This is a genomic window from Pyrodictium delaneyi (genome assembly GCF_001412615.1).
In the GTDB taxonomy this organism is placed as follows: Archaea; Thermoproteota; Thermoprotei_A; order Sulfolobales; family Pyrodictiaceae; genus Pyrodictium; species Pyrodictium delaneyi.
This window is the reverse complement of the sequence record NZ_CP013011.1, coordinates 1,656,624-1,682,449: the sequence shown is the minus strand read 5'-3', so window position 1 is coordinate 1,682,449 and position 25,826 is coordinate 1,656,624. Positions and strand designations below refer to the sequence as shown.

Sequence of the window (25,826 nt, the reverse complement as noted above, 5' to 3'; positions counted from 1 at the left end):
TAGGTGCAGCGACGGGAACGGGTGTAACGGGTATTGACAATTACACGAGTTAGCAACTGTCCAGGCGACGAGGAGGTCTACAATCTACTACGCCCCTACGTAGCTAAATGGTTCCGCCAGAGGTATGGCAGCTTTACGCTCCCACAACGCTGTGCAATACCATTGATAAAGAAAGGGTACAATGTACTTGTTTCCTCGCCAACCGGGACGGGTAAAACCCTCGCAGTATTCCTTGGGATAATAGATGAGCTGTTTAAGCTTGCCGAGGAGGGCAGGCTAGAGAACCAGATATACGCTGTCTACGTCTCTCCTCTCCGAGCCCTCAATAATGATATGTGGCGCAACCTCCTCCAACCCTTGGAAGGTATAAGAAAGACTGCAAAAGAGATGGGGCTCACACTCCCTGAGATAAGGGTAGCAGTCCGTACAAGCGATACACCTCCCTCAGAGAAGCAGAAGATGACTCGTAATCCGCCTCACATACTGATAACGACACCGGAGAGCCTTGCAATATCGTTAGCTGCACCAAAGTTCCGCGAAAGACTTGCCACGACTAGGTGGATAATAATAGATGAAATCCATGAACTGGCATCGAGCAAGCGTGGCTCTCATCTAAGCTTATCTATTGAGAGGCTCGACTACCTTGTAGGGGGTAGTCTTCAGCGTATAGGACTTTCAGCTACAATAGCGCCTCTTGAAGAAGTTGCCAAGTTTCTTGTAGGCTTTAACGATAACGGCGAACCTCGTAAATGCATGATAGTCGATGCCAGGTTCGCGAAACCCGTGGATATTAGGGTACTATGTCCAGTAAAGGATCTGATACATACACCAGCAGAGGTCGTCAATGAAGCTATTTACAAGCTTCTAGCCAAGCTTATCCGCGAGCATCGCACCACGTTGATATTTACCAACACTCGCAGCGCGACCGAGAGAGTTGTCTACAAGCTGAAGAAGATACTTAAGGAGGAAGGAATAGCTGATATGGACGAGATAGAGGCCCATCACAGCAGTCTTAGCCGCGACGTGAGGCTCGCGGTCGAGGAGAAGCTGAAACGTGGTGAGCTGAAAGTCGTCGTATCTTCTACTAGCCTCGAGCTCGGCATAGATATAGGTTATATTGACCTAGTAGTCTTGCTTAGCAGTCCTAAGAGCGTCTCACGTATGCTGCAGAGGATAGGTAGAGCAGGGCATCATATTCGCCAGGTGAGTAAGGGCCGTATAATAGTAGTTGATAGAGACGACCTTGTAGAGTGTACTGTCCTTGCAAAAGCTGGGATGGAGAGGAAGATTGACCGCGTTCACATTCCACGCAATCCTCTTGATGTACTAGCCCAACATATAGTCGGTATGGCTATAGAGAAGAAGTGGAGCATAGAGGAGGCTTATAGGCTTGTAAAGCGGAGTTATACATTCCACACATTGTCCTTCGACGACTTTATGTCGGTACTCCGGTTCCTAGCAGGCAGGTATGGGCTCGAGGAGCACCGAGTCTACGCGAAGATCTGGCTTGATGAAAACGAGAGAGTCTTCGGTAGGCGTCGCGGTTCACGTATGATATACTATCTAAATAGCGGCACTATACCTGATGAGGTCAAGATACGTGTATACACACTCGACGGTAGATACGTGGGCGACCTCGAGGAGGCCTTTGTACAGATACTAGGACCCGGTGACATATTCGTCCTGGGCGGTAGAACCTATGAGTTTGTACGTTCAGAGGGCATGAAGGTTTATGTAAGGCCTGCCGAGGGTCAGAGACCGACTGTGCCTAGCTGGTTCTCTGAGATGCTACCTTTAGCATTTGACTCAGCATTGCTAGTCGGAGCGTTCCGCAGATGGATAGCAGAAATGATACGTCAAAACCTACCAAAGAGCAAAGTAGTAGATATAATTGCCTCACAGTATAATCTCGAACACCACGCTGCAGAGAACATCTACGACTACGTGCTTGAGCAGTTCCTTTTCACTGGAGGCCTCGTGCCCAGCGATAAGCTGGTACTCGTAGAACTGTACCAGGACACCGAGGAGGAGACCACGTCAATCATATTCCACACGTTGTTTGGCAGGAGAGTGAATGATGCACTCTCGAGAGCCTATGCGTACAAGTTATCAACCATGGCTGGCTCTAATGTAAGGATAACTGTGACCGATAACGCATTCATGCTCACTGTGCCAGGCATACGCAATGATATAGACCTAAGCCGGCTCGTTTATAGCGTGAAGCCAGACAATATTGAGGACATTCTGAGGAGAGTTCTCCGAAATACTGAGCTGCTAAAGAGGCGGTTTAGGCATTGCGCCGAGCGAGGCTTCATGCTTCTACGCCGTTACCGTAGCCGAACCCGTGATCCGCACACTCTCCAGTTAAATGCCCAGGCACTGCTCGAGGCTGTGGAGCGTATACCAGGCTTCCCACTGCTAAAGGAAGCCTATCGAGAGATACTAGAGGATTACATGGACATAGAGAATGCTAAGCTTGTGCTAGAGTGGATACATTCCGGAGAGGTTAGTGTTAGCTTCTTTGGCCCTACTAACGTGCCAAGCCCATTTGCACATCATATAGTGGTACGCGGCTACAGCGACATAGTATTGATGGAGGACCGTAAGAAGATGCTGCTAGAGCTACACAATAGAGTCATGGCACTTCTTGCAGAGCGTATGAAGCAGGCTAGCGGAGATAGTATGGCTGCCATCGGTGGAGAGTAAGAGGGGCTCGGCGAAGGACCACTTCGTCACCAGTAGGGACTCCTCGGCTCGATCCCGGGGTATTTCCTCAGCGCCCTGGTTTCCTAGACTGTGCGGGCATTTTCCCTTATTACCTTCCTGCCCCGTTACTGCATCCTAGCACCCGGGAGTCTTATTGCCGTGCAGCTTACGCAATAAACACGTCATACCAACAATTGATGATCTTGACAAATATTTTGGCATTAAGGGCTCTAAGATACTACTTAGAATAGACATCAACAGCCCTATAGACCCTAAGACTGGAGATATCCTCGATGATAGCCGCATAAGAGCACACTCGGCAACTGTGCGCGAACTCGTAGAGAGAGGTGCTGCTGTAGTAGTCATGTCGCATCAGGGGAGACCCGGTGACAGCGATTTCGTAAGCTTGGACAAGCATGCAAGACTCCTAGAGAAGCACACCGGCCTACAAGTCCGCTTCATCGACGACGTAATAGGCCCTGCCGCCCGCGAGGCTATCAAGAGCCTTCAGCCGGGAGACATACTCTTGCTAGACAATACACGACTGGTCTCTGAGGAGATAATAGAGGCCACGCCAGAAAAACACGCTGAAAGCATATTCGTCACAAGGCTAGCACCACTCTTCAACTACTACGTGAACGACGCGTTCGCAACTGCACATAGAAGTCAACCCAGCATCGTCGGGTTCCCTGTTAAGCTACCTTCAGCAGCTGGCCGAGTAATGGAAAAGGAGCTGACAGCTCTTTCGAAGCTCTACAACCCCGAAGAAAGACCACGAGTATTCGTACTAGGAGGCGGAAAAGTACACGATACTATCCGTATACTTGAGCATCTCCACAACAACGGCGCTGTTGATAGGATACTAGCCACTGGCCTTGTAGCAGAGCTATTCATGGTAGCCAAAGGGATCAATATAGGCGAAGCTAACCTTCGCGTACTAGAAGCCAAGGGCTTACTATCTCTACTACCGCGCGCTAGACGTCTTCTGCTACGAGGCCTCCCCCTTGAGACACCCGTGGACTTCAGGACGCTCGTCGACGACCACGTAGAAGTTGAGACCATAGGGAACATAAAGGGCGTAATCAAGGATATTGGTCCACAGACAGTTAAGATGTACACCGAAATCATGAAAGAAGCTAGACTCATCGTTATGAGAGGACCCGCGGGCGTGATAGAGGATCCACGGTTCCGCGAAGGCAGCAGAGAGCTAGTCCGCGCCGCTGTAGAAAGTAACGCTTACGTGATAGTTGGCGGAGGCCACTTGAATAGCATTATAGCCGAGCTAGGGCTAGCTGGACGCCCCAACCTACATGTGAGTACTGGTGGTGGAGCACTCCTACTGTTCCTAGCTGGAGAAGATCTGCCAGGATTAACAGCACTAGCGAAATCCGCCGAGAAGTTCTTCCCACAATTGATAGGCTAGCCTATCCCTCTTTATTTTACCAGCAGGCCTCAGACCCTGCAACGTGGGATACTCATTAGAATCACATGCTTGACATAGAAAATTGTCCGGGAGGGATGTCGATATGGCACGCATTCGTGTAGCAGTTAATGGGTTTGGCACTATAGGCAAACGTGTAGCCGAAGCCATACTTAAGCAGCCTGATATGGAGCTAGTCGGTGTTGTAAAGACTAAGCCAGACTACGTGGCAAAGCACGCTGTGTCAAGTGGAATACCACTCTATACCCTTAGCGATCGGCTGGATGCTTTCCGTGAGAAGAACATCCCCGTAGAAGGTTCACTTGAGGATCTTCTAGAGAAAGTGGATGTTGTCGTTGATGCTACGCCAGGCGGCGTAGGCAAGGAGTATAAACCTCTCTACGAACGCTTTGGCGTAAAGGCGATATTTCAGGGCGGCGAAAAGCCCGAAGTAGCAGAGGTGTCGTTCAATACGCTTTGCAACTACGAGGAGGCTCTCGGCAAGAGGAGTGTACGTGTAGTTTCATGCAACACGACGGGCCTCCTAAGGAGTATATGCAGCTTGTCAAGGATTGCTAAGATAAAGAAGGTTCGCGCCACTATGGTGCGGAGAGCTTCTGACCCAAAGGAGGTGAAGCGTGGCCCCGTAAACGCTATTGTACCCAACCCTGTTAAGCTTCCCAGCCACCATGCATTAGATGTTAAGACTGTACTCCCCACACTTGATATAGTGACCACCGCCGTAGTGGTACCTACAACATTAATGCACGTGCACATAGTATTTGCTGAGCTAGAGGATCAAGTAAGTAGGGAGGACATAGTTGCGACGTTCGAGCAAACACCAAGAATATTGCTCGCCGATGCTAGCCTTGGATTAACAAGTACCGCTGACCTCGTCGAGTATGCACGTGATCTTGGAAGGAAACGTTATGATATACCAGAACTCGTGATATGGCTAGATAGTATTGCTGTACTAGGCAGAGAAGTTATGTGGATGCAAGCAGTGCACCAAGAATCCATAGTCGTGCCAGAGAACATTGACGCAATAAGAGCTGTCATGGAGGCTGCAAAATCCGCAGAGGAGACTATACGTATAACAGACGAAACTCTTGGCATAATGCATGGACGTATACCCTGAAAACACAATGGTACAACCGACCCACCATAGTAGAAAAATGCATAAACTTGGATATTTTACAACATTTACCTACATGCCTAGCACAGCGAGTTTACTGGACACGCAGGTGTCGATACATGACAGCTGCTATGGATATGAAGTTCGAGCCAACATATAGGATTAGTTTCCTCTTCCGACGAATACTAGTCCCCGTCGATGGCTCCGAATCCAGTCTCCGAGCACTAGACATAGCGCTAGACTTTGCCCAGCGTTACGGTTCGAGAGTCACAGTGCTTCACGTTCACGCTCCAGGCGAGGACCCAAAACCGATTGAGAATGCAATACGCAAACGCATAGAAGGAAGAGGCCTAAATGTCACAATTAAGACACGCGAGTACAAGCCTCATGCCAGCAGCATTGCTAGCGAGATCTTATCTGAGGTAGTAGAGGGTGGCTACGATCTCATTGTACTGGGTGCGCGAGGAAGTACAGCCAACGAAGACCTAATGATAGGAAGCGTTGCGCTATCCATAGTAGTAAACTCTGCCACATCAGTTATGGTAGTAAGGTAGATCGTTGATAATACCCCTCCTGAAAGCAGCATATAGGGGAGCTATACGCCGCCGGAATCGCTGGGTTGCAAAGAAATGCCAGACCAAGCGGAGAAACGAGTATACATAGTTGCATGCGAAGATAGACTCTACGAGGCGGCAAGTTTCGGAGAAGCTATACTCCTTATAGCCTCCAAGTGCAGCTCAAATGCGCAAGTATACAAGGCCGCTAGGATACTAGCTCTCTCAAACGAAGAGGTTAGAGATCTACAAAGGATTCTAAAACACCATGCCACCAAGACCCTCAAGAGTCAAGCCCCTAAACAAGAGAATGAGATCATCCAGCTAAAGGGGGCTAGCGGCAAGGCAGAGTACGCTGTGGTATTTGATCAGATGTATAAAGGATTCGCCGACATACTCGCCCGCGAAATAACGTCACCATCTATAGAGTTTCACGAGATACTAGGCAGGGGAATCACAGAGCCACTTAGGGTTAGCGATAGAGTATATAGACAACCCGCTAGAGACGACTACGATATACTAAAACTGCTGGAGAAACTGACTAACCAATATAGAAAAGGTGTACTCTTCTTTACTGGCGACAAGAGGCTAGCTAACCAAGCAAGGCTAGTTCCTGGTGTACATGTGGAATACATACCTCCAGGCGAGGTTGCAGGCAAGGAAATGGCCCTGAGACTGATGGGCCAACGCATAAAGAGCTGGATGGAAAGCGAAAACAAGTCGTGACAAGTAGAGTAGACATCACGATCTTCCAACTACAGCCAAGTACTATAGGATGATGATACACCCCGATGAAGAGAGGGAGCCCGATGACCGAAGGGTAGGTTGCTGAGATCTATTATGCTATGAGCAATTGTATTGACTCCCGCTGCAGTGCTGGTGCAGCGACTATGAGCAGCAATACCGCTGTTGACTGCACTACATTAGTTAGAGACTTCATAAGGGAGCTATCGAGATACGTGAAACGTGATATAGAACAAGGGAGTATACAACTGTCTCTTACCGATATCGTCAGACTAGCTATCGAATTCACCGAGACACATGGTGGCTGTGATACACCACGAGGCCAAGCTTATCTCGTCTTTCTCTTTGGCCAGATGGACTCGCTTAACAAAATCGTTTTTGATAAAGCTATGGAGGCCATGTCTGCACATCTCGAGAAGGTTCCAGAAGAGGTTTATGCAACTTTATCAATCATTATGACCAGGTATGCCATGCACGAGATAAACCTTGTGGACAATGTTGCTAGCCTCTTACGCACTGGGCTAGAGCTAGGAGGAGAACCTCTTGAACGATTACTTGGCATGGTCGAGCCTATCTTATTCGCTGCAGTAGCAAGATTTCTCGCTGTAGCCGAGCTCGTTTCAAACACTCCTAGTAGCGAGTTGCAAAGAACCGTAGCTTCAATTGAACAAGTTATATCACACTATATGTATGAAGAAGGGCGGGCACTTACTGCTATTAAGTTCTACATGGACATGATTTTATCCGGCACGCCACAACTCATAGTGGGTGATAGTGATGACGGAAAAGAGGCTACAGAAGATAATAGTGGACATACTTAAGAGGACAGATCCTAGGGGATACTATGTCGTACTACTCAGCAAGACTAAGAGCCAGGAAAAGAGTATTGATGTTATCCTAGAGGCACACAAGGACGAAGTGATAGTGGAAGATCTTGGAGATATCATAGCTGTACGGACACGTTCTCGGAGAGTTGCACGAAAGATAGCCAGCTTTGCCTTGAAATGGGGTCTTCTTGAGACGGGCTAGCTGTAGACTTTTCTTGACTGCTTCAGCTAACAGGGACGGATGGCTCTTAGCTTCTTCAGCTTTTCATATATTCTGTTGACTGCTTCGTAGACCTCTTCCTCGCGTTTAGCACCGGTTATAACCATCTTCCCGGAGCTGAATATTAGCAGCACTACGCGGGGCTCGTCCATACGGTGTATGAGGCCGGGAAACTGCTCTGGCTCGTACATGCTGTTTTCAAGCGTGAGCGCTGCACGTTCAAGGTCTACGCACACGTTGAGGTTAGCTGATGCTACTATGTTCTGTATCTGAACCTTAGGCCTGCCGTATATCTGTATACCATGCTTCTTGAGGCTGCGTACTATCTTCTTTACGGCTTCTATGAGGTCTTGGGTGCTCTTAGCCCCCGTGACAACCATCTTCCCAGACTTGAATATGAGTGCCGTCACCTTCGGCGAGTCTAGGCGGTAGACAAGGCCGGGAAACTGCTCTGGGTTATACTCTACAGTGAGTATACTTCTCTCTATCATTCTTAGATCGAGCGTTTGGTCAAGAGACACGGTAGCGACTATGTTCTCGATATTTGCTGTAGGCTTAGGCTCCTGGGGTACCTCACCCTGTCTCTGCTGAGTGGCAGAAGACCTCACACTAACACACCCTTTTAAACCGGCTATAAAAAATCCTATTTAAAGCCTGCCCGCTACCCTAGGTATTGCTGGGGGATGGAGAGGCGGGCAGTCTAGGACTTCTAGTATTCGCGGTGAAAGGATGACTGGCCTAGTCTCACGCCGACCCCCATTCTTAGTCCCTATTCACGGTTTGCCTGGCGCCACGATTCCTAGATGAGGGAAAATAAGGGGGTGTAATGCTAGCTGGGTTATGGGCCCCGGGAGGGCCGTAGCTGGCCTATGGTTGTTATAGCCGCTGCGGCCTACAATCCCTCCATCCCGGGGCCCGCTGGATAACTACCTGACCGTCAACTTCTGATGCCGAGTGAACGCTACTAGGATACTATGCGTTTGATTGGGAGTCTTTTGTAGAGAAGTGCTGTTTCAGCTGTTCCGAGCGGATCGTTGATCACAACATGTATCTTTTCCACGAGGTCTAGAGCTGTCATTGATTCACCATACTCTTTGTATGCTAGTGCTCCTGCTGCTCCGTTAATGTATGCGGCTATGCATGCTGCATCAAAGGGCTTGACACCCTTTGCCAGTAGTGCTGCTGTGATTCCTGCGAGCGCATCTCCCGTGCCACCAGTACTCATTGCCGGTGCCCCAGTCTTGTTGAAACGTATACGTTTTCCATCAGTTATCACATCTATGGGCCCTTTGAGAAGTATAGTTACGTTACTGTATTGTTGCGCCTGTTGTGCAGCAGTCATAGCCCTGCTGAGGAGGTCTTCTACTGGTGCTGGCCTTACGCCGAAGAGGGTGCTGAATTCCGCTTCGTGCGGCGTTAGTACCATATTGTTTCTGATTAGCTCTTTTTTGTCTCGGAGCATCTTTAATGCGTCAGCGTCTATAACTATTGGTTTATTCTCGGGTATGTTCACAAGGAGACTATGAACAGCCTCTTGTACTTCATCTTTCAAGCCTAGCCCCATACCAATCACTATGGCATCAGCACGCTTTGCAATTTCGAGTATCCTCTCGACATGGCTTGGATGTAGCCATGGACTATCCTTTAGCTCTACTGGTATGAGTGTAGGGTATCTAGCCGCCGCATCGATTACTTTCCGCGGTGCTGCTATGTATACCAGGTCTACCCCGCTCCGTTGAGCAGCTAGTGCTGATATTATTGGTGCACCTATGTAGTCCTCAGATCCACCAATTACCAGAACTCTACCGGCTTGACCCTTGTGTACCCGCCAGGATCTTCGGGGCAAACGGTAGACTACGTCTCCTGGACCTACGTAGATCTCTGCCTCCGGAGGCACGCCTATGCTTGCTACTACCAGTTCGCCAACAATGTCTGGGCGTCTGAGCAGGCCTGGCTTAGGCTTGTGAAACGTTACTGTTACGTCCGCCTTTACACAGGGGCCAGGGGCTTCACCGGTGTCTGCATTGAGCCCGGAGGGTACATCAACAGCTACTTTTAATCCATTCGACTTGTTTATGGCTTCTATTGCTTCGGCGTAGGGGCTCCTAGGTGCTCCTCTAAGCCCTGTGCCTAGTAGTGCATCTACTATGACATCGTATCCTTGAAGGTTTAGCGTGCCAGGATTGCGGACTATCCTTAGCTCTATAGTGGTGTCCATAAACTCTATGGCCTTGTACATTGTCTGGGCTTCGGAGCTCCGAATATCTTCAGGTCTAGTAAGTAACATTACGTCAACAACATATCCCTTGAAGGCGAGGTGTCTGGCAGCAGCCAGTCCATCACCACCATTTCCACCTGGGCCTGCCAAGATTGCTATCCTCGCTCCCCTGTCTACTCGTTTAGCTATTTCCTCTGCTATGCTTCGCCCAGCATTCTCCATTAGCTGGAGCCGGCTTACGCCCAGGGCCTCAGAGTTCATGTCTATTACAGCGACATCGATGGAGGTTATGTCCTCGCCTAGGCCGAGCAGTGGAAGCTTCTCCAATGCCTATGACACCCTTCAGAAGGGCTCCCAGGATGCTTCTATACTCCCTTTCTCTCTAGAAGCATCTGCTCTGTTACCTTCTTTTTGCGAGACGTTTTGCGTAAAAACTCTACAAAACATCGGCTTGTAACTGTAGGCTCGGGTGCACAACATGACCCGGAGACGCGTTTCTCTAGAAGACATAGTAAACCTGGACTATAGAGGAGTTGCAGAAACACTCTCAGCTTTCATACAGAGTATTGTTGAAAGTGCAGGCGCTAAGGGGGTCGTTGTAGGTGTTAGCGGAGGCGTGGACTCCGCGACTACGCTCGCTCTCTCGGTAAAGGCTCTTGGCCCTGAGCGGGTACTTGCACTTATAATGCCAGATAGCGATGTTACACCGATCCAGGATGTAGAGGATGCAAAGAAACTTGTAGAGATATTTGGCGTTGAACACAGAACTATAGACATTAAACCTATTATTGAACGCTATGTTGAAGAAGCCAATATCAAGCCTGATCGAAGGAGCCTGGGCAATCTTCGGGCACGCGTACGCATGACCCTACTGTATCTATATGCAAATATGCATAATTTACTTGTCGCAGGCACTGGCGACAGAAGCGAGATACTCATAGGCTACTTTACCAAGTATGGTGATGGTGCCGTTGACTTTCTGCCAATAGGCTCTCTCTACAAGACACAAGTAAGGAGGCTAGCATTACACCTTGGCATCCCAGAGAATATAGCACTAAAGCCCAGCAGCCCTAGGTTATGGCCTGGCCATCTTGCCGAAAAGGAGCTGGGTATGAGTTACGAGGAGGTTGACCTAGCCCTTTACGCGTTATTCGACCTAGGTCTCAACATCGATGAAGCTGTGGAAGCGACTGGGCTACCCCGAGAGAAGGTTGAGAGAGTTCTCATGATGCATAAAGCTAGCGAACATAAGAGGAGAATGCCACCAGCACCGGATCCTAGCGATACCGTCTGGAGGTTTAAGAAGAGCTGAAAAGCTAGACTTCGTGGCCAGCATGCATTTCTTTTACAGGTTTTAGGATTATCGGCTCCTCTAGCAAGTGCTCTAACTCGTTGTATAACTCATTGATTACTGCTAGTGGGCTTATTCTCCCTGAAGCTATGGCCTCTATCTCTTCGTTTAGCTTTCTCGTCCGCTCCTCGGATACTAGTTCGTTGTAGTTTGCTTCTAGGTATTCATAGACTTCTATGCCAAGCTTTGTTGGTATTAGCCTTTTCCTATACTTGCTCTCTATTATGTAACCGTGACGGTTTAGAGCGTCTATTATCTTAGCGTATGTGCTCGGCCTACCAAGCCCACGTTCCTTCATAAGCGATACTACATCTCCGTGGCTATATAGGTATATCGTTGAACCGCGTTTCACGACTACTCTCTCAACTCCTATTACGTCACCTCTACGCAAGTCAGCCAACGCGGGGTATACACGAGGCATCGGGTAGTATCGGTGGAACCCCTCCTCTAGTGCCGCGACGTAGACCTCTAGCTCTGCCAGCAGTTTGGACTCGTTACTGCCCAGCACTATGCGGCGGCGGACTAGTCTAGCTGGCCGCGCCTGACTTGCTATGAACCTGCGAAAGATAAGGTCGTAGAGCCGGTAGTGGCTCTCACGCATCGTTATTGGGACTCGCAGCTCACCAAGAGCTATCAACTTCCGGAGCGTCTCGCCATCAATGGGTTTTGTCGGTCTAATTGCCTCGTGGTGTCCCTGTGGCCCCCAGCTGCGGGGCTGGAAGTCGTTGAGATTCTCTTTGCTGGCTAGGTACTCTCTTGCTATGCTCTGCCCAAGCCCCGATACGTGGGTAGAGTCAGTCCTATGGTAGGTTATAAGACCAGCCTCAAAGAGTTCTTGTGCTATCCTCATCGTCTTCTGGGCCGAGTAGCCCATTAGGCGCGACGCGTCGTAGATTAGGGATTCTGTCGTGTAAGGAGGCGGCGGGCTGATCTCGGTTACCGTCTCCTCGACATCTATTATCTTTAGTCCATACGTCTCTATCTCTCTGGCAATACTGCGTGCAAGAGATGAATCCTCGTAATGGAGTTTTAGCAGGGGTCCTTCTGATATCTTTACGTAGACATTGTACCCTATGTTTGCCCTCCACTCCTCGTAGCGCTTTATAATCCAGCCTAGTACTGGTGTCTGTACTCTACCAGCACCTAGCCAGTGCTTACCGAATACTCTCCATAGGTGCTGACTCAGGCCGAAGCCAATCCATCTATCCTCTATCCTTCTAACTATCTGTGCATAGGCAAGCCGTATGTCAATGTCACGAGGCGAAGCTAGTGCTCGCATTAGTTCGCTTCTGGTTATCTCGTGCAACTCTATTCTCTTTATACCACGCGCATACGGTTGTAGGAATAGTTTGATGTCATATGCTATCTTTTCTCCCTCTACATCGGGGTCTGTAGCTATGTATACTACCTCTGCCTCACTTGCTAGCTGGCGTAGCGCCTCTACAATGTCATGTTTGCTTACTATGTTTGACGAGCCACAGCGTGGACACATGCTACTCGAGGATGAGAACTGGTGGCCACAGCTTAGACAACGCTTTATAGGCTTGTATACCGGCCGTACTTCCCCGTCAACCACCTCTACGCCATGTATACCTTCTCCATCTATGGATAGGTCGTACAAGTGTCCTGCAGAGGCTGTTATGGTAGCCACGTGTATCTTTCCTGAGAGATGATTGAAGAATGTCGTCTCATATACTATTATAGAGCCTATGCGTCTTCTCACAGGCTTTCCAAAGAAGCTTGCTATAGTCTTAGCCTTGGTAGGTGACTCCACAACTATTAGACAAGTCTCAATGTTTACCTTGCGTCCGACGCGCTTACTTCTACTTATGCGTGCCTTCTCTAGCTCTTCTTCAACATGGTTCCAGTCTAGTTTGTTAAACTCAACATTATCTAGGTAACGGCGTAGCCTCTGGCTGAGAAGCTTGATTAGCTCCTCTTCAGATTCTATTATTATGCTCACTCCATGCGTCATTATTGATCCTAGCATTCTGCTAGCACGTCCACTAGCCTGCACATAGGTTGCTGCGTCCGGCATTATAGCAATGATTTCCGAGCCGTCATGCTTGTAAAGTATACCTCCTACTACAAGGGATGACCCCGGTTCTAACACTTCGTAGAGTCTCCGCAGTACCTTCCTACGAGCTTCTGTAAGCTCAGAGAGCAGCTCTGCCAGCCTTCCTTCTAGCTGCTCACCCGAAGAGAGCGCTATGCGGAGAGCTGTCTGCTCTCCAGGGCTCGTCTTGGATAATTTTCTTGCAAGCTCTTCGCTACCCTCAATGCCGAGTTCTACTGCTGCCCTTACTATCCTGAATGGGGAGAGTAGCGCTTTATCAGCGCTCATAGCCTGGCTTGGCACGCCTACAAACAGTGTATAGAGTATCCTATGGGGCATATCGATACCACGTACTATTACACCGTAATATGAGGCTACTCCTACCAGAATATCATACTCTCCCATAGCAAAGCGGTCGAGTACGCGACGGCCTGCAAGAGCTAGGCCAGCCCTTATGCCTGCCTGGTTCAGCCTCTCTGCTATCTGCCTAGCGACATCTTTGCCGTATCTTTTAGCTACAAAGACGAGGCCGCCAGGTCCCATCCGTTGTACGATATCTACGATCTTTTCTACAGGGTTACCGTCGACAAGATAGAAGTTTGCGATGCTCCTAGTGTAGTCGTAGACACGGCCTATATCGAATCCTAGGAGTTCACGGAACAACTTAGGCTTAAGCCCGTAGGCCCGGCCAGTAGCTGAAGCTATTACCAGCTGGCCGGGCGTCTTTTCTAGGAGCTTTAGCGATAATTTTGTCTCGAGATCTTCTATCTCATGTAGGAGTTGCTCGTAACGCTTTATGTGTCCAGAGACTTTTGCTATAGAGGCAGCAATCTTCTTCTTAAGCAGTGTATATGCTATAGCTATAGCTTCTTCATCAAATCCTAGGAGCATCAACAACTTATCGATGTTCTTTGAGTTTCTAAGTATCGCATCCACATCATCTACGAGTACAACGTCAAAACGTGTACTTTCTAGCATGTCCCAGCGACGGGATAGGAAACCCGTAGTTGTGACCAACACGTCATAGTTGCCTGCCTCTATGGCTGATAAGCTCTCTTCTCTCCGTTGCTTAGACAACCCGGAATAGTATGACACTATTCTAGCTTCTACTCCGCTTGCCGCAGCTAGCCTCTTTAGCTTATTCTCGATCTGCATAGCCAGGTTCTCAGTTGGGAGGAGATAGTAGACACGAGCACCATGACTTGCACGATAGAGTGCATAGGTGCTTAGCAACGTGGTTTTACCTACACCAGTGGGTGCAACAATCGCGAGACTCTCGTCTTGTAGAAGCCTCTTAGCCCATGTACGTTGCGCACTCCATAGACTGCTTCCGGTCGCTTTCTGGAAGAATGATTCAAACTCTTTTAGAGTCGCTACAGAGCTGTACAAGTACCAATATCCTCTTAACCTATTTTTCTCACTGAGCTTTCTACCTATGAACTCTACGAGCTCATAGTAGCTGCTTGGTAGACCAGAGAGCTCGTCATCGCTTATACACTGGGAGCATGGGAGACCACGGGATAACCTATCAGCGGCTGCCGGACCTCCACAGTTAGGGCACGCTCCATGGTATACTGGCCTTAGCAGCGTCCATGTCATACTGCTTGCTACCTCCTACGAGCTAGCTACCCGCTAGGTTATGCTTAGCATCTAAGCTACCACGCTACACTTTAGAGTGACCGGGCTAGTAACACCGAGCCGTAACCAGTACCAGCCTCCTGTACTGGATTGTGTCCCACCATCACGGGAGCAGAGTAAAGTCTAAATAACAGAGGGCTAGTGCGTGGCTACCCGACCAAGACGCGAGGGAGGGAGTCCGCAATGGCGCAGGCCAGTGCAGCTCCAAGCAATGTTGTCCTAGTAGGCAAGAAGCCCGTCATGAACTACGTCCTAGCAACTCTAACTCTGCTAAACCAGGGTGTAAAGGAGGTCGTCATCAAGGCTAGGGGCCGCGCTATAAGCAAGGCTGTAGACACTGTCGAGATAGTGAGGAAGAGGTTCCTACCCGGCAAGGTCGACATAAAGGAGATAAAGATCGACAGCCAGGTCATACAGAGCCCCGACGGCCGCCAGAGCAGGGTCAGCACAATCGAGATAGTCCTCGAGAAGAAGGAGGAGTAACCGGCTAGCTAGACCGCCAGATCAACGTAAGAGTATTTTTACAATGATGACTCCTGCCCCGAACTGTAAAGAAAACCCCTTAGTCTGTAAACGCTTATCCGTGTTCTACTCGTATCTAGATGTTCCCCCATGGATACTCGCATTACAGATTTATGATGGCATGCCAGGGGTCTACACAGAGTTCACTAGAACACTTATCGCCTACTATAAGCTGTTGGAGAGAAGCCACGGCTCCTGATCCGGACTCTACTCCAGAATACCTCATAATATTAATGCAATATTAGAACACTATAACGGCGGATTATCGCTCAACCGACTATATAGTTGCTAGAAAAGAGTAGAAGACACGGTTAGCGACGAAGCTGCCCCTGCTGCATCTTCATCAGGAAGCGCTTGTATTCCTTCCGGTTGCGCATACGTGGAGCCGGGTTCTTCTTAGGCTTAGCTGGTATACGTGGTGTCTGCTTTCTAACCTTGCCTGCTTTTGTGAGTGAGCCGTGGCTTGGCATGGGTTGTCCCCGTAGAGGGGTGTGCCTCTTTTAGTCCTTATATAGGCTTTATCCCCCTGTTCTGCTCTAGCCACTCGGGCCCGAGCGTTGGAAGAGACAATAGGATATACAGGAATAGCACTCAGCTTGCTAAACAAGGCAGACGCCAAGCCTGGAGACCGTATCCGCATCACCAGAAGTGATGGCCGCGTCTTTGAAGGTATACTAATGCCACGCTACACAATTTCATCAAAGCCCATTATAGTCATCAAACTAGATAACGGCTACAATATCGGTGTACGTGTGGACGAAAAAACCATAGTAGAGGTCGTAAAGACGAAAGAAGCTATACTCCGTGAAGCTGCTGCAGGCGCACCAGCAACCATACCCTTACTTGAAGAGAGCCCGCCAGCCGAGGAAAGACCAAAAGTGACAATACTCGGCACTGGTGGCACTATTGCCAGCAAGGTAGAGTATGAGACAGGAGCCGTTAAACCGGCTTTCTCCGCTAAAGAGATCCTCGAGGCTGTCCCCGAGGTCGGCTTTATAGCTGACATATCAGCTAAGGTAGTAATGAATATTCTTAGCGAGAATATGAGGCCGCAATACTGGGAAAAAATAGTAGACGAAGTAGCTAAGGCGATAGATAGTGGTGTAGACGGCGTCATAGTAGCTCACGGAACAGACACTATGGCTTATACAGCTTCTGCCTTGGCATTTGCCTTTCGCGGACTCCCCGTCCCCATAACGTTTGTAGGCGCCCAGAGGAGCAGTGATAGGCCCAGCAGCGATGCAGCCTTCAACCTTGTTGCAGCAGTACTCGTAGCTGCTAAGGCACCCTTTGCAGAAGTGGTTGTAGTCATGCATGGAGAGACTGGAGACACCTATGCACTTGCACACAGAGCTACACGTGTGAGAAAGATGCATACCAGCCGTCGCGATGCCTTCCAAACTATAAACGGAAGACCTCTAGCAAAGATATACCCATTTGAGCGAAGAATAACACTCCTAGAGAGCCCGCTTCGTAGCCGGGGAGCCGAAGAGCTTGAAGTGGCTAACGGCTTCGAAGAGAAAGTCGCACTTATAAAGTACTATCCCGGCATGGAGCCGGAGATAATAGACTTCCTTGTGGACAAGGGCTACAAGGGTATCGTTCTAGAGGGGACTGGACTAGGCCACGTCGGAGAATGGCTTACCGAGAGCATAAAACGCGCTGTTGATGCTGGTGTAGCAGTAGTTATGACTTCTCAGACACTCTTCGGGAGAGTAAACATGAATGTCTACACTACTGGCCGTAAGCTGCTACAAGCTGGTGTTATACCTGCAGACGATATGCTGCCAGAAGTAGCTTTCGTAAAGCTCTCATGGATTCTGTCACGCGCAAGTGACTTGAATGAAGTGAGACGTCTCTTCAAGTTAAACCTTGCTGGTGAGATCACGCCAAGACATACTATAGATCTATATCCGAGGTGGCCTCATTGATAGAGCCTAAGGTTGATGTGTCTAAGTATGATCCCCGAGAACTTGGATTGAAAGCTGGACTCGAGATACATCAACAGTTAGATACACGACACAAACTATTCTGTAGTTGTCCAACGAGACTAGTGGGCGAGGACGACCCTAAGGACGAGTTTGTGAGGCAGCTGCGCCCGACACGAAGCGAGCTTGGCGAAGTTGATATAGCAGCGCTCTTCGAATGGCGAAAAGGCCGACTATACCACTATCACGCCCCACGTACATCGTCATGCCTAGTCGAGGCAGACGAAGAGCCTCCACACGAGATTAACAAAGAGGCAGTGATTATCGGACTAGCAATAGCTCTTGCTCTAGGCTCTTCACCGGTGGACGAGATATACGTTATGAGGAAGATAGTGATAGACGGGTCCAATACTACTGGGTTCCAGCGCACCGCTATCGTGGCACTCGGTGGCGAGATAGAATTACAGAGTGGCAAGAGGATAGGGATACAGACTATAGCCATAGAGGAGGATGCGGCACGCAAGCTGGGCGAGGAGGGACGTTACACACACTATATGCTCGATAGGCTAGGTATACCTCTCATAGAGATATCTACCGCACCAGACATAGAGACACCAGAAGAGGCTTACGAAGCGGCATTAACTATAGGCCAGCTATTAAGGCTGACTGGCAAGGTTAAGCGTGGCATAGGCACTATAAGACAAGATCTAAACGTGTCCATAAGAGGAGGCGTGAAGACCGAGATTAAGGGCGTGCAGAGACTAGACCTGCTCCCGAAGATTGTACTCTATGAAGCCATACGGCAGAAGCGACTCCTAGAGATACGTGATGAACTCCGTTCACGTGGCGTGAAGAAGGAGGCACTAAAATCAGTAGAAATAGTGGATGTTACAAACGTGTTTAGGAACACCAAGTCTAAGATAATATCCAAGGTTGTCAAGAAGGGCGGCAAAGTTCTGGCTGTAAAGCTTCCAGGCTTCCACGGCATACTCGGCGTAGAGGTTCAACCTGGAAGACGCTTTGGCACCGAGCTAGCCGATTATGCACGGTTCTGGGGTGGCGTCGATGGCATATTCCATACAGATGAGCTACCCGGATATGGTATAACCGCTGAGGAGGTCGAGGAACTATACAAAGCAACCAAAGCCGTCAAGGGTCGTGACGCAGTAGTGATAGTTGCCGATGAGGAGAGCAAAGCTCGGAAAGCGCTACAAGCCGTACTCGAGAGGGCACGTATCGCTCTGGAAGGCATACCGAAGGAGACAAGAGCTGCCAAGGAGGACGGGACTACTAGGTTTATGCGGCCACAGCCCGGTTCTGCTCGTATGTATCCTGAGACCGACATACCACCACTCGAGGTCACCGAGGAGCTGCTAGAGGAGGCCCGTAAGATAGTACCAGAGAAGCCTACAGAGAAGCTCGAGAAACTAAAGAAGCTATACGGGCTCAGCGACGACCTAGCCCGCCAGATCATAAGAGATGTCCGGCTAGACTTGTTCGAGAAGCTAGCAGCCAAATACGGCGATAAGGTGCATCCATCATACATAGCTTCAATATTCACGAATATACTCCGTAGCCTAGCCAGAGAAGGTATACCAGTAGACAATCTTGATGACAGCCAAATAGAGGAGGCACTAGCCGCTGTTGCGAATGGCAGAATAGCTAAGGACGCAATACCCGAGTTGCTTTCATACCTGGCTAAGAACCCAGGCACGAGCGTGGAAGCTGCCATTAAAGCGCTAGGCATAGAGACTGTAGATATGTCTACAGTAGAGAAGATGGTCGAAGAAGCCGTCAAAGCCCTCGAGAACGAAATTAGGGCACGCGGTTATGCTGCCCTGAGCAAGGTAATGGGTAGAGTAATGCCGAAGCTCCGTGGAAAAGTAGACGGAAAAGTAGTAGCCGACATTGCCAAGAGGAAGATAGCCGAGATTCTAAAACAGTAGTCGTGAAAACTTTCTAGTGTAAGCTTCACTAGTCTACATTGTATCTTTTTCTGGGCCATCTCATCAACTATTTCTTAAACATCTCCCGAGCTACCCTTACCCGGCAGTTTTTCTTTCTTGGCCAGACTACCTTATGGCTAAGGATTAAGAACCGTGACTAGTCTCGCCGTATATAGGGGCCATGAAGAATACTCCCGACGCTGATAGATAATCTAATTATAGCAGTGATGACAAGGCATTTGTCGGAGCCCCATTAATTGGCTAGTATAATATCGCTTGAGAGAACAATAGAGTTTATGCTTAACTGTGCATTAAATAAAGAGGCCATCGGGGCTACACTTACACACCGGTTGCGCTCTCTGATAGAACTTCCGGACCAGCTACTTTGCGTCCGCGCTTTACTATATCTATTATCCGTTCAATGAAGTCCTCTTCATAAGGTACGCCTACGAATGCTAGAACGCCGTTTATCGCTATAGCCGGTACAGACATTACATTATACTTGTCAGCTATATCGGGGTTTTCATAGGCTTCTACAGTGTCGGCTATGAAGTTCTTTTTACCATGTCTCCATGCCTCAAATGCGAACATATTTGTCAAGAGTGCTGCATAGGGGCAGTAAGGACATTGTGGTGTTACTATAACCTCTACATGAACCGGCTCAGATAGCTCCTTGATCTTCTCAATGGTCTCGGAATCTAGGCCACTATCCTCTTGTGATATCCTTATTATTGTTTCGACGAGACCTCGTATCTCTTCGCCGCTAGGGGTACCAGTATACCTTATGACACCGTCTAGAAGCGTTATGGTTGGCACACGCTCTATACTCTGTCTCTTAAAGACTTCATCATCTTTACCCTTCTCATATATGCGTACTTTCACTAGCTTTTCTCCGTTCTTTACTGGCGCCTCTTCTTCAAGAACTTTAGCTATCTTTAACGCCTCATCACAGTATTGGCAGTTCGGCCCTATGAATACATTTACTGTTACTGGCTTTACAAGGTCCTGGAATGCCTCACGTATGGCTTCACGAGTCTCTTGGTCTATCTCCATCCTCACGGGATCCATCAAGGGTCATACACCATCTATACTCCTCTATCCCTCTTGCCGCTGGGCGTTATTAGACAATTTGGTTCTTTTCTTCTTTTCTCTCTGACAAACTATACGGAATGTTCTGCGCCCTACTAGTCTATCTGCTAGCTATTTGCAGTACAGATTAGCAATATGGTAGGTTCCCTCCGGAGTAGCCGTTATTAGGATACAGCTAGTAACACGTGTGAAAGTGGGCTAAGGGAGCTATGAAGGAGACGATTAACTTTCTCTCAGCACCCTGCGAGATAGCAGTAAGAAAATACGTACCATCAATAAGAGCATCGATAGCTATAGTGTTAGTACGCGTCTATGGACTTTCTATATACAGAGCCGCTAAGTTGCTTAAGCTTACCCCCGCGGCTGTATCAAACTATCTACTTAAGCGGAGAGGGGGTGACTACATAGACACCGTTTTGAATGATGCCGAACTCTATGGTATGGTCTCCAAGATGGCTGAGCAGATAATAAGTGGCAACATAGATGAGAAACGTATACCCTTGTACATCTGTGATATCTGTAGAAAGCTCCGGTTAAAAGTCGAGCCAAAACCTGTCGTGCCGGAAACACCTTGCTAATGTCATGAAAGTTTAGACGTCTTAGAACCGTTATCTTATGCTGTTAGAAGTCTCTTCGCCATGACCATAACTTAGTCTTATGATTTACCGCCGTTGTCTCAGAAGTGGAGGCAACAGGTTCCCACTAATCCTTACTATTGCCAACTGGTTTCCCGATAATGGCAGGTACACTCTATTGAAGCTTGTCACTGCTTCCTCCCAATATGGCACTATTCCTGTATAAACATCTGCCTTTTTGATTCGATACTCCTCGAGTACCAGTTCATGTCTCTTCGCTATAGGTAGAGGATTCCAAACAACAAGCTCGGTAACTATACTCTTTTTCGTCTTCTCTATATGGGCTGCTAGTGGTATTAGTCCTGTTGGTGACCAAATCGCTGGTTTCTTGGCCTCTATATTCGCGTCAAGTTCTCCCAGCGCATTTCCGACCAGGTATGTTGTGTAGCTCCATGATGGGCTATACCGTCTCGACTTTATAGCTATGGCTTTGCCTTCCTCCAAGATGGCTAGCCCTTCTTTGTCTACGGATACCCTGCAAACTTCTGCCGGCGGTGTACAGATAAGTAGGAGATAGCTAGATGCTCCTCCTATGTATATCCATGGTACATGGTAGGTACTGTTACTGGTTACCCTCTTGCGCGTCCATGCCAGAAGAGTTGGGTGGACAACTTTTGGCTTATACACTCCTGTTCTAATGGGCTCCGATGTCTCCAGAACTCTATTATTCTCTCGACGTAGGCTAAGCGTACAACCAATGCGTGGTCGGCAATATCTGCCGGTAGTCGGTATAAATGTGTCAACGACTACTGGTACACCATGCGAGTCTAGCCCCGACATAAGTTGTCTCAGTGTGTCCACGAGTGCCTTGTATGTTGGTCCTACGTAGTTTTCCCGAGGCTTGTAGAGGGGCAACTCTGCAACATCGCAACAACGACTTTTTCCAGGTATTCTAGCCTTGATTGACAACCCGTTTCTGCTTACTAGTCGTAGCTCCGTTTCACCCTCACATTTGATGGTCTCTATACCAATGACCCTAAGAACTGTTATGTTGGGTTCGGAGAGTATCCTCTGACAAGCCTTTTCCCCTTCAACGACGAGAACATCTTTCACTATATTACTGTACGTTATACCAAGTTTATTGAGACCCAGACTTTTCACTATATCTTCGAAGCCCATATGATCCTTCAAGACCGTGTTGCTTCCTCCGCCACATCTATAGCTCTACTAACCGTCGTTAGACTTATGTCTCGGGTCTTAGCTCTCACAGTCTCCCCATCAGTGTCAACGCTGAATCCTAGCCTCTCAAGCCTATCTGCTGCTTTCTTAGCATCTTCCTCACTTGATGCGTTTATCACAACCTGTGTGGCAGAAGGAGCAGGGAGCAGTTTTACAGTAATCCTGTACGAGCCTTGTTTTAGCCCGCATACTGAGTGGTACTCTACAGTTTCTCCGAAAAGCGTTGCCTGGCGGGATCTAGTCTCTGTAACTTCTAAGCCGCGGTTAGCGAATAACCGTTTAAAGTGATGTGGAGGGGCCTCAGTGGCCACGGCTTACGTCACCCCGGAAGAGTGTTAGAGAGCGGTCGAGAATACGTCCAAGGCTTCTTCAGCGGCACCCCACGATCTATCTAGGAAAACGGTTAGAGGGGGCCTTTAACTCGTCGCTTTCATCTTCAAAGAGTTTAGAGACATACCATTGATATATATCACCTAAGTATTAGTCTATACTAACATTTTAGCCTCGGTTGAAGCTTGTTATCGCTTCGAATACTGCTTTAGCTGCTTTTTCTACAAATGGCTCTAGTTCTTCGTGATGCTTTAGCTCTTCCTTACCAGGCACTGCAAGGTTATCTGAAATTACTAGCAAGGCAGCTGCGTTGAAGCCCCTCATCGCTGCTAGTGCATAGAGTGTAGCTACCTCCATCTCTACAGCTATTATGCCCCGCTTGGACCACTTTTCTACAAAGTGGGCATCTTCCGCGTAGAAGGCGTCGCTGCTGAATACTGGGCCGAGGTATACTTTGCCGTGTATAGCCTTAGCCTTCTCGTAGAGCAGCGTAGTTAGTAGCGGGTTAGGTGCTGCGACCATACAAGCGTCAGGAACGTAGGAACCTATAGTACCACCATGTATGTAAGCTGCGCCGGTCGCCACTACAGCATCGCCTATCTCTAGCTGTGGGACCAGTCCTCCTGCTGTGCCGAGCCTTATCATGGTTCTGGCGCCGAGCATGTATAGTTCTTCGAATACTATTGCTGCCGAGGGGCCTCCTATCCCGTGTACTGCGACGCTCACCCGGGTACCATTGTAGTATCCTGTGTATACATGGAAGCCGCGCTTCTCGTTCACAAGCTTCGAGTCTTCTAGGAAGTTCTCGGCGAGGAACTTGGCACGTGCCGGGTCGCCGACGACTACTACTCTTTCGGCCACTTCTTCGGGGCTTATACGGATGTGCTGCGGCTTCACAGCGCACGCACCCCACAAGCACCGGGAGGCATGCCTAGCCTATAATACTAGGCGCTCGGCTGTGACCAGTCTTAGAGCACACTAGAGGGGCTGTGATGAGCACCCGTAGCAGTAGGGCTCTAATATGGCCCGATGTCTTTGCACGAGCATTCTGAGCCACGACATCCCTGTTTACATAACCATAATTTAATAACGCGTTTAACGGCTGCACTAGTCCTAGACTAAGAATGGGGGCGGTGTTGAGCTCTGACCGCTGCTGAGACCATTACATGTTTAATGTCCTTGCTACTGGTGCTGAGGATGGTAGCCGCTGAGCCCCCGTCTCTACAAGTCTTTGATTAAGTCCTTACAACTTGGATTGTTTAGATACCTCCCACGTACCGTTGTAGGTCTTGTGAAGAGGAGGAGTTATAGGGTGTAACTGCAGGCTAGTAGATGTTAACCTGGAGGAAGCCATGAATGAGGACGCACTAATGCTTATTGACAAGTATCTTGGTGAGCTTATAGAACAAATAGTGTACAAATACCGCTATAACGTAGATCTCGAAGACGAGTATGATAGCTTGTTACGTTACATATACAAGAGGCTTGTGAAGGCTTGGTTTAGGGGTCAAGAAGTTTCTCTCGAGGAGCTAGAAACTGCCCTCCGCAATGCCCGTAAGCGTAAACGTCAGCTAGAAGTACTATTGAGCTATCTTGTCAGCCGTTATGCTGCAAGGAATGGCCCTATTTATCTGCCTCAGGGAAGAGATTGGTATGACGAACGTTACTAGCAAATACCCAAAAGACTGTCTCACTCGCTCCGACTCCATTCTATTCACATTCTCTATCCATATACCAACTAAATACATCACATCATGTATCATGGATTTGATTAGTCATCAACCATATATGCGAAATAAGGGGCCGTGACGGGGTTCTGTTCGCGGTAATGTCTTCATCCCCGGTGCTTTACCGGGTCTCGGGGGGCAAGTAACAACATCTCCCCATAGTATCCTGTCCTACTTGCTGAGGGAGAGTTATAGGGGCTTCTGTGTTTCGTGTCATCTCCGGGAAGACTTGCCGGTCTACTTACCCAGGCAATTCTATATCCGAAACTCATTAGGGAGTGGGCATCGTGCCTCGTGGTAGGAGAAGGGTTAGCAGATCAAAGTCAAATACTTCTAGAAAGGGAGTCGGAGCAACACGAGCACGTAGTTCTAGGAGAGCTACTCAACGCGTAAAGATCGACCCCGAGAAGCTTCTAGATAGCATGGTTGATGATGCCGTACAAAAGCTAGGGCTTGCAATACTTGGTCTCAATAAAGAGTCTTACAAGGAGATGCTTAAACCTATAGTAGAAGGTATAGTGGGACAATACTCCTCAAGACCGTCAAAAGATGCTATCATATCTAGGCTGAGATCAGCTATAAACAACGTCTACATGATTGCATCAGCCTATCTCTTGGAGAAGTTGAACGAGCTTACACAAGAACAGCTGGAATTTGTGGTAAACTATGGGGGGCCTGTGGCTGCTAGGCATGTTACACGTCTTTACCGTGACGCCTTGAAGCTTGGCAGAAAAGATCTACTCCCGCTCCTTAGGAGCCTCTGGGAACAGTATGGCACACCAACACCTGTATCCTGTCCCCGATGTGGGTTCAGGGCCGTTACTCCCGAGCTAGAATGTATGGTGTGCGGCTATACACTGTCTGAAAGGGAGGCTAAGGAGGCTATTGACTTCGAGTTTAGGCTGGCCGAACTTGTGGAATTCTACTCGTCAAGCGAAGTGATGGAAGCTATAGAAAGAGGATTTGTAGTTGTAGGCAGCACCATTAAACCTCCCTCAGCGCCACGAGAGCCAACTGATATAGTGTTGCATCTCACGCGTTCTGAAAGGGAGATGCTGCGGAGAATGCTTGAGGAGAGGAAGGCTGGTTATGCACGAGATAAAGTCGCTAGATGAGTTTAAGAGTCTACTGGAGTCAGCACGGATAGTATTAGTGCTGTTTTATGATTCCCGCAGCCCTACTGGAAGGTACCTAGCTGGGATTATCGAGGACATCGCCTTTGTCGTGGAGCCTATAATAGCCGTGGCGAGAGTTGATGCCGCAACAGCGCCTGCTGTAGTGAACCGCTATGTGTCTTCTGTTCCGAGACTTCAACTGTACTTTGAGGGTGAGAAGGTCTGGGAACAAATAGGATTCTTCTATAACTACCAGAGCGACAAGTATGCTATTAGGCGGGGCATTCTGTATGCGCTCCGTAGCCGTAATATAAGTCCTGCAAAGCTCGGACTGTCACTACGATTCTAAGTTAGTCTTAGGACTATCATCGCTTTACATCCTTGAGTTCACATTCCATATTTAATGGTTGACTTCACATAACGAAGTACAGTAAGGTTTATATAGAAGCACTCTGAAGGCAACACACACGGACACAAGGACATAAG

Annotated in this window: 23 protein-coding genes; 15 read left to right on the top strand and 8 right to left on the bottom strand. The window is 48.7% G+C overall.

Annotation, left to right across the window (positions count from 1 at the left end; translation table 11 throughout):
* The first annotated feature begins 33 nt into the window (after positions 1–33).
* The 7 genes from Pyrde_RS08475 to Pyrde_RS08445 all read left to right on the top strand — a co-directional run bounded on the left by Pyrde_RS08475 (position 34) and on the right by Pyrde_RS08445 (position 7,588).
* Positions 34–2,706, top strand: coding sequence for an ATP-dependent helicase (locus tag Pyrde_RS08475; RefSeq protein WP_082419578.1), 2,673 nt, complete (start codon positions 34–36; stop codon positions 2,704–2,706).
* A gap of 154 nt (positions 2,707–2,860) precedes the next feature.
* Entirely contained in the window at positions 2,861–4,129 is a 1,269-nt protein-coding gene (locus tag Pyrde_RS08470; protein WP_055409903.1) for a phosphoglycerate kinase, read from the top strand.
* Positions 4,130–4,232: 103 nt separating this feature from the next.
* The gene (locus Pyrde_RS08465) at positions 4,233–5,264 is read left to right on the top strand and encodes a type II glyceraldehyde-3-phosphate dehydrogenase (RefSeq protein ID WP_055409901.1); all 1,032 of its coding nucleotides are present in this window, start codon (positions 4,233–4,235) and stop codon (positions 5,262–5,264) included.
* A gap of 116 nt (positions 5,265–5,380) precedes the next feature.
* Positions 5,381–5,815 (top strand): universal stress protein, encoded by a 435-nt coding sequence (locus Pyrde_RS08460; RefSeq protein WP_231656721.1) that lies wholly within the window; start codon positions 5,381–5,383, stop codon positions 5,813–5,815.
* Positions 5,816–5,890: 75 nt separating this feature from the next.
* Positions 5,891–6,541 (top strand): hypothetical protein, encoded by a 651-nt coding sequence (locus Pyrde_RS08455; RefSeq protein WP_055409899.1) that lies wholly within the window; start codon positions 5,891–5,893, stop codon positions 6,539–6,541.
* A 164-nt stretch (positions 6,542–6,705) separates the two neighbouring features.
* Positions 6,706–7,380, top strand: a complete 675-nt coding sequence (locus tag Pyrde_RS08450; RefSeq protein WP_143522136.1) for a hypothetical protein — start codon at positions 6,706–6,708, stop codon at positions 7,378–7,380.
* Complete coding sequence (locus tag Pyrde_RS08445) at positions 7,337–7,588, top strand: hypothetical protein (protein WP_143522137.1); 252 nt, start codon at positions 7,337–7,339, stop codon at positions 7,586–7,588. The genes Pyrde_RS08450 and Pyrde_RS08445 overlap by 44 nt, the downstream gene beginning before the upstream one ends.
* 26 nt (positions 7,589–7,614) lie before the next feature.
* On the opposite strand, the gene Pyrde_RS08440 is transcribed toward Pyrde_RS08445, so the two are convergent.
* Entirely contained in the window at positions 7,615–8,214 is a 600-nt protein-coding gene (locus Pyrde_RS08440) for a TATA-box-binding protein (protein WP_082419577.1), read from the bottom strand.
* Between the two features lie 356 nt (positions 8,215–8,570).
* The gene (locus Pyrde_RS08435) at positions 8,571–10,151 is read right to left on the bottom strand and encodes a bifunctional ADP-dependent NAD(P)H-hydrate dehydratase/NAD(P)H-hydrate epimerase (protein ID WP_055409893.1); all 1,581 of its coding nucleotides are present in this window, start codon (positions 10,149–10,151) and stop codon (positions 8,571–8,573) included.
* A 151-nt stretch (positions 10,152–10,302) separates the two neighbouring features.
* Here Pyrde_RS08435 and Pyrde_RS08430 point away from each other — a divergent pair, with 151 nt between their 5' ends.
* Positions 10,303–11,136, top strand: coding sequence for an NAD+ synthase (locus Pyrde_RS08430; protein ID WP_055409891.1), 834 nt, complete (start codon positions 10,303–10,305; stop codon positions 11,134–11,136).
* Positions 11,137–11,140: 4 nt separating this feature from the next.
* Here Pyrde_RS08430 and rgy read toward each other — a convergent pair whose 3' ends face one another.
* A complete protein-coding gene (rgy, locus tag Pyrde_RS08425) occupies positions 11,141–14,830 on the bottom strand; it encodes a reverse gyrase (RefSeq protein WP_055409889.1) in 3,690 nt (1,229 codons plus the stop codon).
* 222 nt (positions 14,831–15,052) lie between these two features.
* On the opposite strand from rgy, the gene albA reads away from it, so the two are divergent.
* Positions 15,053–15,352 carry a DNA-binding protein Alba gene (albA, locus tag Pyrde_RS08420; RefSeq protein WP_055409887.1) on the top strand — a complete coding sequence of 100 codons (300 nt, stop codon included), beginning with the start codon at positions 15,053–15,055 and terminating at the stop codon, positions 15,350–15,352.
* A gap of 350 nt (positions 15,353–15,702) precedes the next feature.
* Here the strand turns inward: albA and Pyrde_RS08415 are convergent, their stop codons facing one another.
* Positions 15,703–15,861: a 30S ribosomal protein S30e gene (locus tag Pyrde_RS08415; RefSeq protein ID WP_055409885.1), complete on the bottom strand. Its 159-nt coding sequence runs from the start codon at positions 15,859–15,861 to the stop codon at positions 15,703–15,705.
* A gap of 87 nt (positions 15,862–15,948) precedes the next feature.
* Here Pyrde_RS08415 and gatD point away from each other — a divergent pair, with 87 nt between their 5' ends.
* Positions 15,949–17,322: a Glu-tRNA(Gln) amidotransferase subunit GatD gene (gene gatD / locus Pyrde_RS08410; RefSeq protein ID WP_055409883.1), complete on the top strand. Its 1,374-nt coding sequence runs from the start codon at positions 15,949–15,951 to the stop codon at positions 17,320–17,322.
* Positions 17,319–19,265 (top strand): Glu-tRNA(Gln) amidotransferase subunit GatE, encoded by a 1,947-nt coding sequence (gene gatE, locus Pyrde_RS08405; protein WP_231656720.1) that lies wholly within the window; start codon positions 17,319–17,321, stop codon positions 19,263–19,265. Before gatD ends, gatE begins: the two co-directional genes overlap by 4 nt.
* A 339-nt stretch (positions 19,266–19,604) precedes the next feature.
* Here the strand turns inward: gatE and pdo are convergent, their stop codons facing one another.
* Entirely contained in the window at positions 19,605–20,333 is a 729-nt protein-coding gene (gene pdo / locus Pyrde_RS08400) for a protein disulfide oxidoreductase (RefSeq protein ID WP_055410902.1), read from the bottom strand.
* A gap of 230 nt (positions 20,334–20,563) precedes the next feature.
* On the opposite strand from pdo, the gene Pyrde_RS08395 reads away from it, so the two are divergent.
* On the top strand, positions 20,564–20,932 hold the full coding sequence (locus Pyrde_RS08395; RefSeq protein WP_055409881.1) for a transcriptional regulator: 369 nt from the start codon (positions 20,564–20,566) through the stop codon (positions 20,930–20,932).
* Positions 20,933–21,016: 84 nt separating this feature from the next.
* On the opposite strand, the gene Pyrde_RS08390 is transcribed toward Pyrde_RS08395, so the two are convergent.
* From Pyrde_RS08390 to Pyrde_RS08380, 3 genes are all read right to left on the bottom strand, one after another.
* Positions 21,017–22,120 carry a hypothetical protein gene (locus tag Pyrde_RS08390; protein WP_055409879.1) on the bottom strand — a complete coding sequence of 368 codons (1,104 nt, stop codon included), beginning with the start codon at positions 22,118–22,120 and terminating at the stop codon, positions 21,017–21,019.
* Positions 22,117–22,479, bottom strand: a complete 363-nt coding sequence (locus tag Pyrde_RS08385; protein WP_055409877.1) for a hypothetical protein — start codon at positions 22,477–22,479, stop codon at positions 22,117–22,119. Before Pyrde_RS08385 ends, Pyrde_RS08390 begins: the two co-directional genes overlap by 4 nt.
* 187 nt (positions 22,480–22,666) lie before the next feature.
* Positions 22,667–23,395, bottom strand: coding sequence for a purine-nucleoside phosphorylase (locus Pyrde_RS08380; RefSeq protein ID WP_055409875.1), 729 nt, complete (start codon positions 23,393–23,395; stop codon positions 22,667–22,669).
* 455 nt (positions 23,396–23,850) lie between these two features.
* Here Pyrde_RS08380 and Pyrde_RS08375 point away from each other — a divergent pair, with 455 nt between their 5' ends.
* From Pyrde_RS08375 to Pyrde_RS08365, 3 genes are all read left to right on the top strand, one after another.
* A complete protein-coding gene (locus Pyrde_RS08375; protein ID WP_055409873.1) occupies positions 23,851–24,168 on the top strand; it encodes a hypothetical protein in 318 nt (105 codons plus the stop codon).
* A 344-nt stretch (positions 24,169–24,512) separates the two neighbouring features.
* Positions 24,513–25,340 (top strand): hypothetical protein, encoded by an 828-nt coding sequence (locus Pyrde_RS08370; protein WP_143522138.1) that lies wholly within the window; start codon positions 24,513–24,515, stop codon positions 25,338–25,340.
* Positions 25,315–25,689: a thioredoxin family protein gene (locus tag Pyrde_RS08365; protein ID WP_055409868.1), complete on the top strand. Its 375-nt coding sequence runs from the start codon at positions 25,315–25,317 to the stop codon at positions 25,687–25,689. Before Pyrde_RS08370 ends, Pyrde_RS08365 begins: the two co-directional genes overlap by 26 nt.
* Positions 25,690–25,826: the final 137 nt, after the last annotated feature.

Excerpts from the sequence above, each read along its gene's own strand:
- pdo (WP_055410902.1), bottom strand. The coding sequence starts at position 20,333 with ATGGATCCCGTGAGGATGGAGATAGACCAAGAGACTCGTGAAGCCATA.
- rgy (WP_055409889.1), bottom strand. The coding sequence starts at position 14,830 with ATGACATGGACGCTGCTAAGGCCAGTATACCATGGAGCGTGCCCTAAC.
- Pyrde_RS08450 (WP_143522136.1), top strand. The coding sequence starts at position 6,706 with ATGAGCAGCAATACCGCTGTTGACTGCACTACATTAGTTAGAGACTTC.
- Pyrde_RS08395 (WP_055409881.1), top strand. The coding sequence starts at position 20,564 with ATGAAGGAGACGATTAACTTTCTCTCAGCACCCTGCGAGATAGCAGTA.
- Pyrde_RS08460 (WP_231656721.1), top strand. The coding sequence starts at position 5,381 with ATGACAGCTGCTATGGATATGAAGTTCGAGCCAACATATAGGATTAGT.
- Pyrde_RS08465 (WP_055409901.1), top strand. The coding sequence starts at position 4,233 with ATGGCACGCATTCGTGTAGCAGTTAATGGGTTTGGCACTATAGGCAAA.
- Pyrde_RS08375 (WP_055409873.1), top strand. The coding sequence starts at position 23,851 with ATGAATGAGGACGCACTAATGCTTATTGACAAGTATCTTGGTGAGCTT.
- albA (WP_055409887.1), top strand. The coding sequence starts at position 15,053 with ATGGCGCAGGCCAGTGCAGCTCCAAGCAATGTTGTCCTAGTAGGCAAG.
- Pyrde_RS08455 (WP_055409899.1), top strand. The coding sequence starts at position 5,891 with ATGCCAGACCAAGCGGAGAAACGAGTATACATAGTTGCATGCGAAGAT.
- Pyrde_RS08430 (WP_055409891.1), top strand. The coding sequence starts at position 10,303 with ATGACCCGGAGACGCGTTTCTCTAGAAGACATAGTAAACCTGGACTAT.
- Pyrde_RS08445 (WP_143522137.1), top strand. The coding sequence starts at position 7,337 with ATGACGGAAAAGAGGCTACAGAAGATAATAGTGGACATACTTAAGAGG.
- Pyrde_RS08415 (WP_055409885.1), bottom strand. The coding sequence starts at position 15,861 with ATGCCAAGCCACGGCTCACTCACAAAAGCAGGCAAGGTTAGAAAGCAG.
- Pyrde_RS08365 (WP_055409868.1), top strand. The coding sequence starts at position 25,315 with ATGCACGAGATAAAGTCGCTAGATGAGTTTAAGAGTCTACTGGAGTCA.